At 62.2% G+C, this 14277-nt stretch carries 14 protein-coding genes; 11 read left to right on the top strand and 3 right to left on the bottom strand.

Annotation, left to right across the window (positions count from 1 at the left end):
- Window positions 1-4 precede the first annotated feature (4 nt).
- On the bottom strand, window positions 5-148 hold the full coding sequence (locus QMC96_06210; GenBank protein ID MDI6876349.1) for a hypothetical protein: 144 nt from the start codon (window positions 146-148) through the stop codon (window positions 5-7).
- A gap of 85 nt (window positions 149-233) precedes the next feature.
- On the opposite strand from QMC96_06210, the gene QMC96_06205 reads away from it, so the two are divergent.
- From QMC96_06205 to QMC96_06195, 3 genes are all read left to right on the top strand, one after another.
- Entirely contained in the window at window positions 234-479 is a 246-nt protein-coding gene (locus QMC96_06205; protein ID MDI6876348.1) for a hypothetical protein, read from the top strand.
- On the top strand, window positions 466-2451 hold the full coding sequence (locus tag QMC96_06200; protein MDI6876347.1) for a type B DNA-directed DNA polymerase: 1986 nt from the start codon (window positions 466-468) through the stop codon (window positions 2449-2451). The genes QMC96_06205 and QMC96_06200 overlap by 14 nt, the downstream gene beginning before the upstream one ends.
- Before the next feature lie 121 nt (window positions 2452-2572).
- On the top strand, window positions 2573-3202 hold the full coding sequence (locus QMC96_06195; protein ID MDI6876346.1) for a hypothetical protein: 630 nt from the start codon (window positions 2573-2575) through the stop codon (window positions 3200-3202).
- Window positions 3203-3362: 160 nt separating this feature from the next.
- Here the strand turns inward: QMC96_06195 and QMC96_06190 are convergent, their stop codons facing one another.
- Window positions 3363-4334 (bottom strand): TIGR00341 family protein, encoded by a 972-nt coding sequence (locus QMC96_06190; protein MDI6876345.1) that lies wholly within the window; start codon window positions 4332-4334, stop codon window positions 3363-3365.
- Window positions 4335-5196: 862 nt separating this feature from the next.
- On the opposite strand from QMC96_06190, the gene QMC96_06185 reads away from it, so the two are divergent.
- From QMC96_06185 to QMC96_06165, 5 genes are all read left to right on the top strand, one after another.
- The gene (locus QMC96_06185) at window positions 5197-5844 is read left to right on the top strand and encodes a RimK-like ATPgrasp N-terminal domain-containing protein (protein MDI6876344.1); all 648 of its coding nucleotides are present in this window, start codon (window positions 5197-5199) and stop codon (window positions 5842-5844) included.
- Window positions 5837-6727 (top strand): RimK family alpha-L-glutamate ligase, encoded by an 891-nt coding sequence (locus tag QMC96_06180; protein ID MDI6876343.1) that lies wholly within the window; start codon window positions 5837-5839, stop codon window positions 6725-6727. The genes QMC96_06185 and QMC96_06180 overlap by 8 nt, the downstream gene beginning before the upstream one ends.
- A 187-nt stretch (window positions 6728-6914) precedes the next feature.
- Window positions 6915-7412 (top strand): YkgJ family cysteine cluster protein, encoded by a 498-nt coding sequence (locus QMC96_06175; protein MDI6876342.1) that lies wholly within the window; start codon window positions 6915-6917, stop codon window positions 7410-7412.
- Window positions 7409-8524: a glutamate-cysteine ligase family protein gene (locus tag QMC96_06170; GenBank protein ID MDI6876341.1), complete on the top strand. Its 1116-nt coding sequence runs from the start codon at window positions 7409-7411 to the stop codon at window positions 8522-8524. Before QMC96_06175 ends, QMC96_06170 begins: the two co-directional genes overlap by 4 nt.
- Window positions 8525-8603: 79 nt before the next feature.
- Window positions 8604-9986, top strand: a complete 1383-nt coding sequence (locus tag QMC96_06165; protein ID MDI6876340.1) for an ArsB/NhaD family transporter — start codon at window positions 8604-8606, stop codon at window positions 9984-9986.
- 120 nt (window positions 9987-10106) lie between these two features.
- Here QMC96_06165 and QMC96_06160 read toward each other — a convergent pair whose 3' ends face one another.
- The gene (locus QMC96_06160; GenBank protein MDI6876339.1) at window positions 10107-10583 is read right to left on the bottom strand and encodes a pyridoxamine 5'-phosphate oxidase family protein; all 477 of its coding nucleotides are present in this window, start codon (window positions 10581-10583) and stop codon (window positions 10107-10109) included.
- A 410-nt stretch (window positions 10584-10993) separates the two neighbouring features.
- On the opposite strand from QMC96_06160, the gene QMC96_06155 reads away from it, so the two are divergent.
- The 3 genes from QMC96_06155 (at window position 10994) to QMC96_06145 (ending at window position 13750) form a co-directional block, all read left to right on the top strand.
- Window positions 10994-11404, top strand: coding sequence for a hypothetical protein (locus QMC96_06155; GenBank protein ID MDI6876338.1), 411 nt, complete (start codon window positions 10994-10996; stop codon window positions 11402-11404).
- 565 nt (window positions 11405-11969) lie between these two features.
- On the top strand, window positions 11970-12953 hold the full coding sequence (locus tag QMC96_06150; protein ID MDI6876337.1) for an A/G-specific adenine glycosylase: 984 nt from the start codon (window positions 11970-11972) through the stop codon (window positions 12951-12953).
- Window positions 12954-13141: 188 nt separating this feature from the next.
- Window positions 13142-13750 (top strand): superoxide dismutase, encoded by a 609-nt coding sequence (locus QMC96_06145; GenBank protein ID MDI6876336.1) that lies wholly within the window; start codon window positions 13142-13144, stop codon window positions 13748-13750.
- Window positions 13751-14277: the final 527 nt, after the last annotated feature.

Genomic DNA, 14277 nt, shown 5'->3' with positions numbered 1-14277 from the left:
CTTTTTACCGGACCGGGGCGGAGAACTGCGGGGATCGGTCCGCCACCGAAGGTCCCGCAGCAGCGATCGCTGCCCGTTCAGGCAGCGGCGCCCCCTCCGCTCCCGTCCAGCCGTGCGGCAGGGGCTGGCTCTCCCTCCACTTTCGCACCGCCCGTGCCTCCCACTTTATACGGGCTTGCAGCGGATCCGCCCCTGTATTGTATTGGTCAAGGCCGTTCTGCAGTCCGGAGGGGGTGGAAGCACTGGGCAGGAGTTTTCTCTCGGTACGGGTGGGGGCGAAGGACACCGCCGCGCGCTGGGCGAAGGCGGCCCGAAGGATGCGGGCCGCGGACCGCCCGTATGCCGGGAGGCTCGCCGACCTCGCCCGGCGGCATACAGCCGGGGCGTTCTGCGGTTTCGACGAGCCCCTGGAGGCGGCGCTCTTCTCCGTGCTCATCGAGCTCCTGAAGGCGGTGGAGGAGCAGGATGTGGATCCTTGACTCCTGCTACCGCGGCGCCGTCGAGCTCTGGGTCAAGGAGGGTGGCAGCGTGCGGAGGGTGCAGGCGGACTATACCCCCTTCTTCTACCTCCACCTTGCGGACGCCGCACCCCACCGCGAGCTGATCGACGCGCTGGACAGCCTCTACCCTGTGGAGGAATGCACGTTCCGAACGGTGTGCGGGTGCCGGCAGGGGTACCGGATCGGCGCCGGGCGATCCGTTGCCCTCGCCATCGAGTCGCAGACACGGTTTGCCGCCGATCTCTACAACGTTGACGTTCGCCCCGACCAGCGGTTTCTTGCCGAGCGGGGGATCTTCCCCTGCAGCTACCCGGAGGAGTCCCGCTTCTCTTTGGATTTTCCCGTGCCCCTCACCGAGCTCGCGATTCGCGTGCACGGCGACCCGCACCGCGACAGGGAGATCGCCGCCGTCAGCATCGGAGGGAAGCGCATCGAAGGAGACGAACGGCGGATTCTCTCCGATCTCTCCTCGATCCTGGCGTCCGTGGACCCGGACGTAATCCTCTTTCCCGACGCCGCCGCCTGGCTCCGCCACATCCGCCGCAGGGCGGAGGAGTACGACCTGGAGGTGGCATTCAGCCGGAGCGGGGAGTACCGGGAGATCGCCGACCGCTCCTACTGGAGTTACGGGAGGAGGGAGTACAAGAGCGGCATCGGTCTGCCGGATGGGCGAATCCTGGTGGACACCGCACGGAGTTTCACCTACCGCGAAGGGGGGCTTGCCGGCATCCTGCTCGCCTCCCGCCTTACCGCGCTGCCCCCCAGCCTTGCCGCCCACGTCACCCCCGGCACCCTGATATCCGCCTACGAGATCTATGAGGCGGTGCGTAGGGGGATTGCGGTCCCCTTCCGTAAGGGCGATGCCGAGCATGCGAGGCGGTTGCAGGATCTCAGGGCGGAGGATCGCGGCGGCATGATCCTCCAGCCTCGGGCCGGGCTGTACGAAGGCGTCGGCGAGCTGGACTTCACCTCGCTCTACCCCTCTCTGATCGTGAAGCACAACCTCTCCCCCGAGACGCTCCGATCGCCGGCCCGGGATGGCTTCCTCCCCGAGGTGCTCCGCCCCCTTCTTGCGCTCCGGCGTTCGGCCAAACGGCAGAAGCGGCAGCATCCGGGGTATGCCTCCATGGACGCCATCCTCAAGTGGATGCTCGTCACCTGCTTCGGCTATACCGGCTACAGGAACGCCAAGTTCGGGCGGATCGAGGTGCACGAGAGCGTCACCCACCATGCCCGCGATGTGCTGCTCCGCACGAAGCGGATCGCGGAGGCTATGGGATTTGCCGTGGTGCACGGCATCGTGGACTGCCTCTGGGTGCAGGGGGGGGACATGGGAGTGCTGAAGGCAGCGGTCGAGGAGGAGACCGAACTTCCGGCCGAGACGGAGACGTACGACTGGATCGTCTTCCTCCCCATGCCGGACGGCTACGGCGCCTACAACCGCTACTTCGGGCGGCTCGCCGACGGTTCCATGAAAATGCGGGGGGTCATGGCCCGGCGGAGAGATACGCCCGAGTACGTGCGGAGGATGCAGCAGGAGATGCTGCAGGTTCTGGGGAGTGCGGCAGACCGGGCGGGACTCGCTGCCCTCCGCGGACGGGCGGAGGAGATCTACTTCCGCCATGCCCGGGGGCTTGCCTGCGCGGCTCCCGAAGATCTGGTCATACGCCGCCGCATCAACAGGCCGGATCATGCCAGGAACAGCCTGGAATCCGCCGCTGTCCGGGCCTACGGACATTGCGGCATCGAGATCGCAGCGGGCATGGAGATGGGCTATGTCGTGCGCGATGCCGGGCGGTGGCTGGTGGACACACCCTGGGATGCCGATTCCATCGATCTCCGCTACTACTGCGGCCTCCTGGAGAAGGCATGGAGCGAGGTGGCATTCTGCCTGAACTGCGCTGCCGCCGGTGAAGACGACGTTTGGCCTGCCCAACCGCATTCGGGCTGACTGCGGGCGATACGGCCGTAGAACCGCATGTGCCCGTCCACGATGGCATCCCCGCGCGGGACGCATCGCCGCAGTTCCCCCGTCGGGCAAGGTTCATATAGTCGCGATCCAAGGTATCTCTATGCCCCCGACCCGGAACGGGTACATCCTTGCGGCGGCGATCCTTCTCCTCTTCGCCACCGTCACCCTGCTGGCCCTTCTCCCCGGGATACCTGCCGATCCGCTCCGACTGCTCGTGCGTCTATTCGCGCTCTACGCTTTCCTGGCCTTATCGATTGCCGCTATCATGACGCCTTTCCTCCGCGAGATCTACCGGATCTTCGGGCGTCCGTTCCTCTTCGTGCACCATCGCTTTGCCGCCTTCGGGCTTGCCGCGGTGACGGTGCACCCGATCGCATTCGCCGTCCTCACCGAGAATCCCCGGGTCTTTCTCCCCACGCTTACCTCCTGGACGGGGTTCTGGACGAACGCGGGAAGGCCCGCCCTCATCATCATCTACGTCGCCGTGGCGGCGGTGCTTCTGCGGGGGCAGGTCCCGAGATACTGGCGGCCCGTCCATGCCCTGATGGTCGCCGCTCTCTTCCTGGCAATCGTCCATGCAAACCTCATCGGCACGGACTTCGATGGCACCTGGATCCCGCTCATCTTCAACGGTCTCTTCATTGCAGTCCTGGCTGCATTCGCCCTCAAACGGTGGCAGGGCCTGCAGATGCGCAGGAAGCAGCAGGAAAAGGGGCAAAGATCCCGATAGCCTCCCCCTGCCGAGAGTTCCGAACGGGCGACCTTCGGGCCGCATGCCGTGGAAGGCAGCGTATACGCCCCCGTTCGCACCGCATCCACCGCTTCACGCCACCCGGCCGGGAGCGGACTGCTCACGGCCGGGAGACCTCCCCGCTTCCGCCGAATGGGGACTACACGAAGATCGCCAGAGCGATGATGATGATCATCAGGATAACCAGCACCGCCGACACCCGGAGCAGAGCACGCCTGGCGATCCCTTTCTGATCCTGCGTCCTCGGTGCGATTCTCAGGAACGCGGTGGCCGCCAGCGTTCCGGTCAACAGTCCCACGAGATTCTCCAGGACGAGCAGGAGAGAGCGAAGCGCGAGGAAGGGGTCGACGAAGAGGTAGATCCCGGTCACCACGGTCGGAGGGATCAGCGCCACCGCCACCGAAACCCCGGCGATCACCTCCAGCAGACCCCTCTGGATCGCGAGAATGGTGGCGAAACCCAGGAACACGGCCATCAGGATGTAGATCGGGTTGGTCACGGTCCGCAGGGTGATCTCGGGCGTGATCGGCGGGGCGAGCATGGGGTAGACGACCAGGGTGGTCAGGAAAGAGACGGCAATGACGGAGCCGAGAAGGACAAGCAGGAGTCCGATGCTCCGCAGCGCGTCCCGCATGTCACCGTGAGCGACAAAGATGGCAAAGGCGGAGATGGGGGCCAGTATGGGAGAGAGAAGCATCGCACCGATGATGAGCGTGGCGTTGTTCAGGAAGAGCCCCGAGAGTGCGATGATACCGGCGATGCAGGTGATCACCACCCGGCTCGGTTCGAGCCTCGTATTCGGCTCTGCGGCCTGGAGCAACTGCTCGACCGGACTTTTTTCAGCCTTTTCGCCCTCGGCTCTCCTCTCCACGCGTGCCAGAAATGGCGACACCACGAAATCGGGCGTGACCACCTCTATCGTGTTGGCTTTGTACCGGAGATCCAGGGTGTCCTTGACGGCGGTGATGAAATCGTCCAGCTCGGCATTCGGCAGGTAGAGCCGGATCTCGTGAACGCTCTCCCCTCTGCTCTCCAAATAGTGGTAGGGCTCCAGGAGCCGTTTCAAGGCCTCGTATTCTTCGTCCCGGACCGTAATTGAGACCTTTTTCATCCAGCGACGCTGATTATCCTGAAGGTAATAATGATTTCCCCGAATATCCGACCGGAGGACAGAAGGGGGATCCGTTCAGTTCCTGCGAGAAGGGCGGGATTTCAAAGACGCGCCAGAACAACCTGGCGGCAGGAGGACGAATTTTTCAGCCCGACAGGGCTGTGCCGTGGGAACCGAAGGTCCGCTTCAGCCCTCCCAACGGGGATGCCTCGGATCGTTCATCGCCGCCGCCGATCGGTGCATTGCAGGTTCTCGATCTCATTCCGTCGAGGATACGGCAGGAACACCTCTGCAGGAAGGTGCGATACGCGGATCTCTCTCTCACATTCGTTGTCGCCCTGCACGATTCTGCCGGGGCACCGCTCTGCCCCGACACAGGCTCCTGCATCAGGATGCCAACTCCTCCATCCGATCTTCGGCCTCACCAGTGTGGTCCGCGATAGAGCATCGTAAACGTCGAGCGCGCATGGATCCCTTGCACGTCCGGTTCAGGGCGTTCGAACCGCTATTGCCGATATCCCGGCAGATGGGAGAACTGTCGATCGGCAGATAGGGGACGACGCTGTCTGCGCAACTCAACGCCGGTAAAGCATTCCAGCCGCTCTCGACGCAATCGAGGCCTGCTGGCAGGAGGGGGGATGGATGAGAGCCAGATTCCTGCTCCAGGATCGCCACTTCCTGATGATAGGCTAACGGGATGAAAACAACAGGTATATCTGATCCACAGGCACAGCTGAATAGAGAAGCGGCATCGAGACGAAACGATGGCTGTATTACGTAGTTCGACCGGCTGTACCGGAGTATTCTATCGCATTGACTCGGTGATGCCCGACGGACGGTCGTTTTTCAGCAGTGAGTTTCCATGACCGATCAATTGAGCAAGCTCCTTCGCACCGCTCCCTTTCACCTGAAGATCGGGAATTCGGCCAACTTCGTGGTGAGCGAGAACTACTTCTACAAGACGCGCACCTACTACAGCATCGTGCGGAGCGAGGTGGCGGGAACGCCCCTCTCGCCCTCCAGCAGCGAGGTGGTGGAGGCGTACGTGGTTCCCGTCTGCCTGATGAAGGCCCGGCGTGCCGGTATCCCGGTCTGCGAGTGGGACATATCCTACTCGTACGTGCCGATCCCGTCCATCGTATACGGACTCCACTACTACTCCGACCCCTCGGAGTATGTCGTCCTGAACAGCCAGGAGACCTCGAGCGAGGTGATCAAGTACATCACGCACAACTTCAAGTTCCCGTTCTGTTACCAGAAACTGTCCGATCCCTCATCCATCGCGAGTGCGGTCTCGATCTTCGGGAAGACGGCGTATCCCGACGACGCTATGGCAGAACTTGCGGAGAAAGTATTCTCCGCATTCCGCATTCCCCTGGTCAATATCGTGGCCGTCTCCACGGATGGCGGCTACCTCCTCTCCAGTCTCGCTCCCATCCGCTTCTCGAAACTCTCCCGGGACGAGATGCGGCTTCTCGAGGCAGCCGTTCGGGAGGGCGGGCATGGCTAAACTGGGTGTGTTCGTGGATCGGCAGACCCTCTCCAGCTCCCTGCAGCTCTCCACCCTCATCCGATGCCGGGATGACGCCGAAGCCCTGGGGCATACGGTGTACTTCATCTTTCCCGTGGAGATCAAGAAGATCGCCGGCGTGGACGCCCTCTTCATCCGCAGCAGGACGGATCCGATGAACATCAGCTTCGTTGCGGCCAAGATGGCGGAGTACAACGGCATACCGGTGATCGACGATCCCCGCTCCATCCAGATCTGCGCGGACAAGATCAACATGTATCTTCACCTGATGGATCGCGGCGTGGCGATGCCGCGGACGGTATTCCTGGACAGGGATGACATCCGTCCGGCACGGATCCGGAGCCTTTTCGAGGACTATGGGACCCCCCTCGTCCTGAAAGAGCCGTCCACGTCGTTCTCCGTGCGGGTGGAGAAGGTCGATACGGTGGACGCGTTCACGCGTGTGGCGAAGCGGTTCATCAAGCTCTCAGACTGCATCGTGATGCAGGAGTATGTCAGGAGCACATACGACTGGCGCATCGGAGTTCTGGACGGCAAGTTCCTCTACGCCGCCAAGTACATCATTCCCACAGAGACTTTCAAGATCCAGGCGACCGTCAACGGCCATATCGTCTACTGCGCCGTGCAGAGCGTGCCGAGGGAGGCGGTCCCGCAGGCGGTCGTCGATCTGGCATTGCAGGCAGCGGATGCCATTGGCAGCGGTCTCTACGGCGTGGATATCAAGGAGGTCGGGGACCGGGTCTGCGTCATCGAGGTGAACGACAATCCGTCTCTGGAAGGCGGAGAAGATCGGTATTACCCGGATTTATACCGCCGGATCGTCTCCCACCTCATGGATCTGCGGGAACGCTCTCCTGAATGATCCAGAGGCTTGATTTCGTTCTTCATTCATTTCGCCGCGATGTTATCAGATTTTTCACTATCGCCGCCCTCCGGAGCGGTTCGCATGCTTTATCCTCTCCAGCATCCCACGGGTAGGATACACTTCAGACAGAGAACTGCGCTGATGCATGAAGTTTTCTCTGTAACGCCACAGGGAGAAGGTATCCATGGACAGCCCGGACGAGGGACTCCCAAGCAGGATCTGCGAAGCATGCGGAGGGCGGTGTTGCCATGGCGCGCACCCTCCGCTGACCCCGGAGAGGATCGGGATCCTCGAAGATCTGATGCGATCGGCCGATGGGATCGAATCCGGGAGCTATGCAAGGCTTCGCGTGCGGGAAGACGGCTTCTGCATCCTCATGGAGGGGAACCGCTGCATAGTGCATGCGGTGAAGCCGGAGACCTGCGCTGCCGGCCCCTTCACGTTCGACATACGCGACGGGGTGCTCGAGATCTATCTGAAAAAGGAGACCATCTGCCCCCTGGTCCGCCATCTCAAGCAGGATTCGGGTGCCTACCGGCGGCAGATCCTCCTGGCGGTGGAGAATATTACGCGACTGATCCGCCTGCTCCCCCCGGATCAGCTGGCGGCGGTCCTCCGCATCGATGAACCGGAGACCGATAAGGTGGCCTGTCTGCCCCTGTACAGCGGAGGATGCGCATGACGGTGGGCACCGAGCACGAGTACTCCATCAACGACGCCGCGTTCCACCCCCTCCCCATCTCGGATCGTCTCATGGAGATCCTCTCGGGTTCGGTGCGGAGCGAGCTGCCCTTCGGCGAGATCGAGCTCTCGAAGGAACTCCAGAAGCACGTCCTGGAGATCGTTCCCCGGCGCCCGGCGGCGAGTATCGCCGCCCTCGAGAGCACCCTCTATGGAGGGCTGAAGCATCTCCATGCCGCCCTCGACGGACGGTGCCGCTTCCTGGGGCTGGGCATGCATCCCCTGCTCCGCCTGACCGAGACCGCCGTCTGGGATCACGAAGAGAAGGAGATCTACGAGGCCTATCACCGTCTCTTCGACCTCCGCCAGCACGGCTGGCTGAACATCCAGGCATTGCAGATCAACATCCCCTACGCCGATCCCGTCAGGATGACGGGCATGTTCAACCGCATCCGCGCCCTCATACCCTATCTGGTCGCCGTCACGGCAGCATCCCCCTGCGTGGAGGGGAGGTTGACAGGGTGCGTGGACAACCGGATCCACTATTACCGCATCAACCAGGCGAAGATCCCTGACATCTGCCGTGACCTGATCCCGGAGCGGATCCGCAGCCTGGAGGACTACCAGGAGATCCAGCAGGCGATCTACCGGCAGCTCAAGGAGAAGGGCGCGGAGATCCTCTGTCGGGAGTGGGTGAACTCCCGCGGGGTGATCGTGCGGTTCTCGCGCCAGTGCCTGGAGATCAAGGCCATGGATGAGCAGGAGTGCATCCGTTCTGATATGGCCATCACCGCCTTTGTCCTGGCGCTCCTGCGGAACCGGGATCTGGACCTCGATGACGAAGAGTCGGCTCTCCGTGCGCTGATCGACAGTGCCATGCGGCGCGGCACAGAACCGCTCCGCCCGGAGCTCCGCCGGCTCTATGCGGCAGCGGTTGAAAGCGCCACCGACGATGAGCGGGCCTATCTCCCCCTCGTTGCGGAGCGGATCGAGAGGGGGAGCGTCGGGGAGATCATGGCGCGAGAGGTGCGGAAGAGCGGCGACCTGCATGGATTCCTGGAGAGGGCGGAGCAGTGCCTGTGGCTGAATACGCCCCTCCGCGAACGGACATGAGACTCGATGGATCGCGATTCCCCTCGCGCGGCCTGTGAGGGGATGGGATGTCTCGCTGCACGCAAGCAGGAAGATGATTATGCCGGATCGCCTTGCTGTCGTCATCCTGTTCGCCATCACGTCCGCTCTCACGATCTTCTTCATTCTCCGCAGGCCGTACCTGAAGATACGGCTATTCTCTCGTGACATCGTTCTGGAGAGCTACATCGTCGGCAGCCTGCTCGGCCCCACCCTGATCGTTGCCTTCGGTATCCTCACCTACGATCAGATTCTGCTGGGCGTAACGGGGGATTCAACACTCAATCCTCTGGGGATCCTGCTGCTCTTCCTCTCCCTGGTCTTCCTCTCCATATTCCTGGACATAACGGGGTTCTTCGAGTTCTGTGCGCGGATGGCGCTGAAATTTGCGGGATGCAGCGGCGTGCGCCTCTTCTTCGCCCTTTACGCGACTGTCTCCCTGCTGACCATCGTCACATCGAACGACATCATCGTGCTCACTTTCACGCCCTTCATCTACTATTTCGCGCGGGAAGCCGGGATTAATCCCAGACCCTACCTCTTCGCGGAGTTTTTCGCCGCCAATACCTGGAGCATGATGCTTTATCTCGGCAACCCGACAAACATCCTCGTCGCCACCGCATTTCGCATCCGCTTCGACGCCTACACGGGCCGGATGATCCTCCCTACCCTGGCCGCCGGTACCGCGTCTGCCGCGCTCCTCTATCTCGTCTTCCGCAAAGAGATCGCAGAGCCTCTGCAGCACCGCTACGCCGCAGACCCCCGATCCGCGATCACCGACGGACCCGGAGCCGCGCTCGGCATCTCGCTCCTCTTCGGGTGCATCATCGCCCTTGCCGTCGCACCCTATGCCGGTATCGAGCTTCACTGGATAACGCTCGCCTTTGCCCTCACCCTCCTCTGCATTCTCGCCCTCCGCGATTCGTACGCGGCTTGCCTGAGAAGAGAGACTGCAACCAGGCAGATCTTCGCCGTTCCGGCCACCCTCCGGCGAATGCCCTGGGCCGTCGTGCCCTTTCTTCTCTCCCTCTTCATCACCGTCGAAGCCCTCTCAGTCTACGGCATATCCGGGGAGGTCGCGCAGGCGTTCGCATCGATCTGCGGCGGCTCCGATATGGCATACGTGTTTCTCTTCGGAACGGCATCCGCTCTCTCCGCGAACGTCCTGAACAACATCCCCATGACGGTCGCCTTCATTCCCGTCGTTGGCATGCTCCCGGGAGAGGGACTTACCGCCGCTGCCCTCGCCACCGTCGTCGGTTCGAACCTGGGCGCGAACCTCACGCCTCTCGGCTCTCTTGCGGGCATCATGTGGATCGGTCTCCTGCAAAGACGCGAAATTTCGATCACCTACCGTGAGTTCGTCAGGGTCGGACTCCTTGTCACCCCCGTCACGCTCGCTGCCTGCCTCGCCGTGCTCGCGCTGGAGACGATCATCTTCTAGGGCGCGAGCGCACAGGCGAACCGGGCTGCAGAGGGAGGCGGAAGAAGGAGACGACGAAAATGAGGGATTGATCGCCAGTGCAGCGTCCTGCAGACTGGGCCGGATCGGTGCGGAGGATGGCTAGAGATTCTTCAGGGCGACGATGTCCGTAACCCCCGTGAGCTTCCAGATGCAGGAGCGTTCCTCGGTCGCGATCGACTCGATGTTATCCAGAGGGGAGTGCCCGAGGGCAGCGAGGATGTTCTTCGAGAGGTTTCTGTCACGGATCATGGCGATGAACTTCTGGCGAATCACCTTCTTCTCGATGGAATCCTCCACTTCGACGAGGCGTCCCTGGAGGGTGACGAAGTTGTACCAGGAGAGATCGCTGCTGTACTTCTCCACACCCACGGAGACATAGGGATGCTGGCGGAAGAACTTGATCTTCTTGCCGTAGCGCGTGGAGAGGAAGTACATGAAATTGCCGTCGAAGACGTAGAGAAATGGAGCGATATAGGGATATTTGTCGCCGATGAAGGCGATGCGGCAGATATACCCTTCGTAGATCAGCTCGTCGTACTCCTTCTTCTCCATATGGGGGATTTTTACGACCTCCATACCGATCACACTTGCATACACTCATCACCTCAGGAATACATATCCCTTCTCTTTTCTCGAAGAAATCAGAATCAAGCCCGTTGAACCCACCTGCGGCGAGATAATCGCGGCGAGGGGGATTCTACCGGCACAGTAATCGTGGATCGTGCGCTAGGCGTAGCTGCTCTTTAAAGAGAGATCTGGCTGCAGGTCGAGCATGGCGATTGGGCTCGATATGAATGACGGCACCCTCCTGTCGGGATCATTCTCCAGCGGGATCGGTCGCTCACGATGCTGCCCGCGATTGCGGCATCCCCGCTGACTTGCCCGAGAAGCTCTGAGGGGACGAATGAACGGGATCGTATTATCCTCCCCTGGACGGAAACGCCGCAATCCTGTTAGAATTCTCGAACAGCGCATCCTGCTGCCGCATGATCGCCACGAGAGCGGAGAAGGGGAGACGGACGAAGACATCGCTCTCCATCGCGGTCTCCGACGCCCTGCCGGCGGATCGCCTCCCGGTGCCGGAGCTCCGCCGTACACATCACCGGGAGATCCCGGGCGACATCGACTCGCAGGATCGAGAGCGACTTCAGCCCGCGCTCCAGAAACACCTGCGGGAGGCCCGGTGCACGGCTCAGGGCCGGGAGGTCGATCGCGGATACGCCGGAGATGCGGAGCCGGGTTTGGAGGAGGAGAGGATGTGCATGTTCGGATCCGCTGAAAGGAGTCCCGGACGGTGTCGAGATCGATCGCGGCGCCCGTATCCGCATCGGGAGATCGTGGCGGATCTTCAAGGTTCGATCGGATTCGCTATCCTCCTCTCGACGGTTCCCCCTTGACGTAGGCCCTGCGCGTGACCCGGAGGAGACGGAGTGCCGGAGAGGAGCGCATGGGGCGGAGAGCCGCTCAGAAGTTCGCGCCGGGAAGCGCGATGATCGGGAGACCCGGCATCTGCCGTAGGTCCAGGAAATGCGCATGGGGGTCCGGGGCAAGGATCAGCTCGAGGAAGTACTCCTGAACGGAGACCGGGATGATGGCAGTATCCGCAATGCCGAAAGGTCCGACCGGGTCACGGCCGGCCGGGGGCGACAGGCAGGAGCGCGATCGGGGACATGAGACTTCACCAGGATCAGGAACCCGTCCGATTGGGTCAGGTTCGCATACACCCGCAGCCCTTCTTCTCGACTTCGGGGTACGGTTCCACCCGATCCCCTCCCCTGGCACGTTCGCCCCCGGGGTCCCGCCGAATCCCGGTTCAGCCGGCACCGTCGTTCGGGAGACGGGGCTGGGTGCACCTCCCCCGATGAAGCATGCTGAGGGGCGCTGAACGGCATTATCGGGGACAGTCTCGTCGACCGCGTCATGATTATGCTGCTTCGGAGCTGAAGGGTACAGGAGGAGTTGATGGACACACACGTGCGGTTCCAGGATCCCGCCATCCTGGATCTCGAACGCCGCCTTCATGAGCGGATACGGGATGAAGGTACGGGCAGGGATTCGATCCATCTCTTCCAGGATCTCATCCTCGCCTACTACCGCCGTTACGGGAGAGACCTTCCCTGGAGGAGAACGCGGGATCCCTATGCCATCCTCGTCTCCGAGATCATGCTGCAGCAGACGCGGGTGGAGCATGTGGCGAACCGGTACGATCGGTTCCTGAAGCGGTTCCCGGATTTCCACCGCCTGGCGTCAGCACCCTTCAGGGATGTGCTTGCTGAGTGGCAGGGCCTGGGCTACAACCGCCGTGCGATCGCCCTGAAGAAGACTGCCGAGAGAGTGGCAGACGAGTTCGGCGGTATCCTCCCTTCCGATCGGGAGATTCTGACGACGTTCCCGGGGATCGGGAAGGCGACTGCCGCCGCCATCGCCGCGTACGCCTTCAACCTGCCGACCGTCTTCATCGAGACCAATATCCGCAGGGTATTCATTCACTTCTTCTTCCCCGGTCGGGAGGGCGTGAAAGATGCAGAGATCGAGCCCCTGGTGGCGCTCTCCCTCGTCAGGGACGATCCCCGGGAGTGGTACTATGCCCTGATGGACTACGGATCGCGCCTGAAGACGCGGGTGGCGAACCCCAACCGCCGGAGTGCGGTATACCAGGTGCAGGAGCCGTTCAAGGGATCGGATCGGCAGGTCCGCGGCGAGATCCTGCGGTTCGTTCTGGCGGAGGGGGAGGTATCCGTCGATGCCCTCATCGCCGAGCTGAGGGGTGACGGCGAGCGGATCCGGACCCTGCTGGGAGTGCTGGAGAAGGAGGGGTTCCTCACTACACGGAGCGGCAGAGTCGCGCCGGCGGGAAAGGAGGGACGACGTCCCCGCGACCCTTCTCTCGAGCCCGATGCCCGCTCGTGCTCGAGCACGTCTGAAGCACCTGACGGGCTCCATTAATTTTATTAATTCGGGACGTGAAGCATGTCGGAGGCTGTATGGACCGGAACCGCCCGAAACTGCAAGGCAGACATTCGAGGATTTTAGGACCCACGGTGTCCGCAAATCCACAGGGTGCAGGATACGGTTCGGGCGATGGTCCGACAGCGGACGATTGCGATGGAGACGATGCCCAGATGGCTGAAAAGATGACGTACCAACTGCCGCCTCTGCCATACGACTACAGCGGCCTGGAGCCCTCGATCTCGGAGCGGCAGCTGCGCTTGCACCACGACAAGCACCACCAGGCATACGTAATCGGCGCCAACGCCGACCTGGAGAGGCTGGAACGGTCCCGCCGTGAAGGGACCGATATCGACATGAAGGCACTGTTAAAGGAACTCTCGTTCAATATCGGCGGGCATATCCTCCACTCCCTCTTCTGGGAGAACATGGCGCCCGCTGGCGGGGAGGGGGGCGGCAAGCCCGGTGGAATCCTGGCAGATGCGCTCAATGCGGAGTTCGGTAGCTTCGAGCGGTTTAAAAAGGAGTTCACTGCCGCGACGGGTGCGGAGGGATCCGCCTGGGCGGCGCTGTCCTTCGACGTGGCGACCCGGCGCCCCGTCATCATGCAGATCGAGAAGCACAGCAACCATGTTTACCCCGCATATCCCATCATCCTGGTGCTGGATCTCTGGGAGCATGCCTACTATCTCGATTACCAGAACGAGCGGGGAAAGTATGTGGATGCCTTCTGGAACATCGTGAACTGGGGCTCCGTGGAGAAGAGGCTGGCGGCGATCCCCGGGATCGGGTGAGAGGTCTCTTCACCGGCTTTACCGGTCCGGCGGATGGTTTCAACCGCTCTCCCGGACCGGGGGTGGAGGCTTGCCGTCACCTTTCCCACTCGTTTTCCGGCCATCTCAACGGCTACGATGGCAGCTGGCGATTCTATCCAGATACTCGGGATCCTGGAGGCCTCGTCCCTGCGCGGAGACGACACGGGACTGCATAGAACCCCGACGCGAGAAGAATCTGCGGGAGGTCATCCTGGAGACATACCCCGACGATCTGCAGGCCCTGGAAATCTATCGGGAGACCCCCGCGACCGATTGCTCCTCCATTCCGTCGCTTGGCCGGCATCCAACAGGGATTTCCGTATTGCGGGCTCCCTGCAGACCTATTGGCGGCTGCCGCGTATCATGAATGCAGGGGCACCTCCCTCGCCCCCCATTCTGCAGGCAACAGAGTCTTTCTCCGGGATACGGAGATGATTCCGTCCGATAGGCTCCCCGGAGACAGGATCGGAATCGATAGAGCTGTTCCCCCCTTCGACGGCTCCGCA

It is taken from the genome of Methanomicrobiales archaeon, from assembly GCA_030019205.1.
In the GTDB taxonomy this organism is placed as follows: Archaea; Halobacteriota; Methanomicrobia; order Methanomicrobiales; family JACTUA01; genus JASEFH01.
The sequence above is the reverse complement of the archived record's forward strand: the minus strand, read 5'-3'. Positions and strand labels throughout refer to the sequence as shown.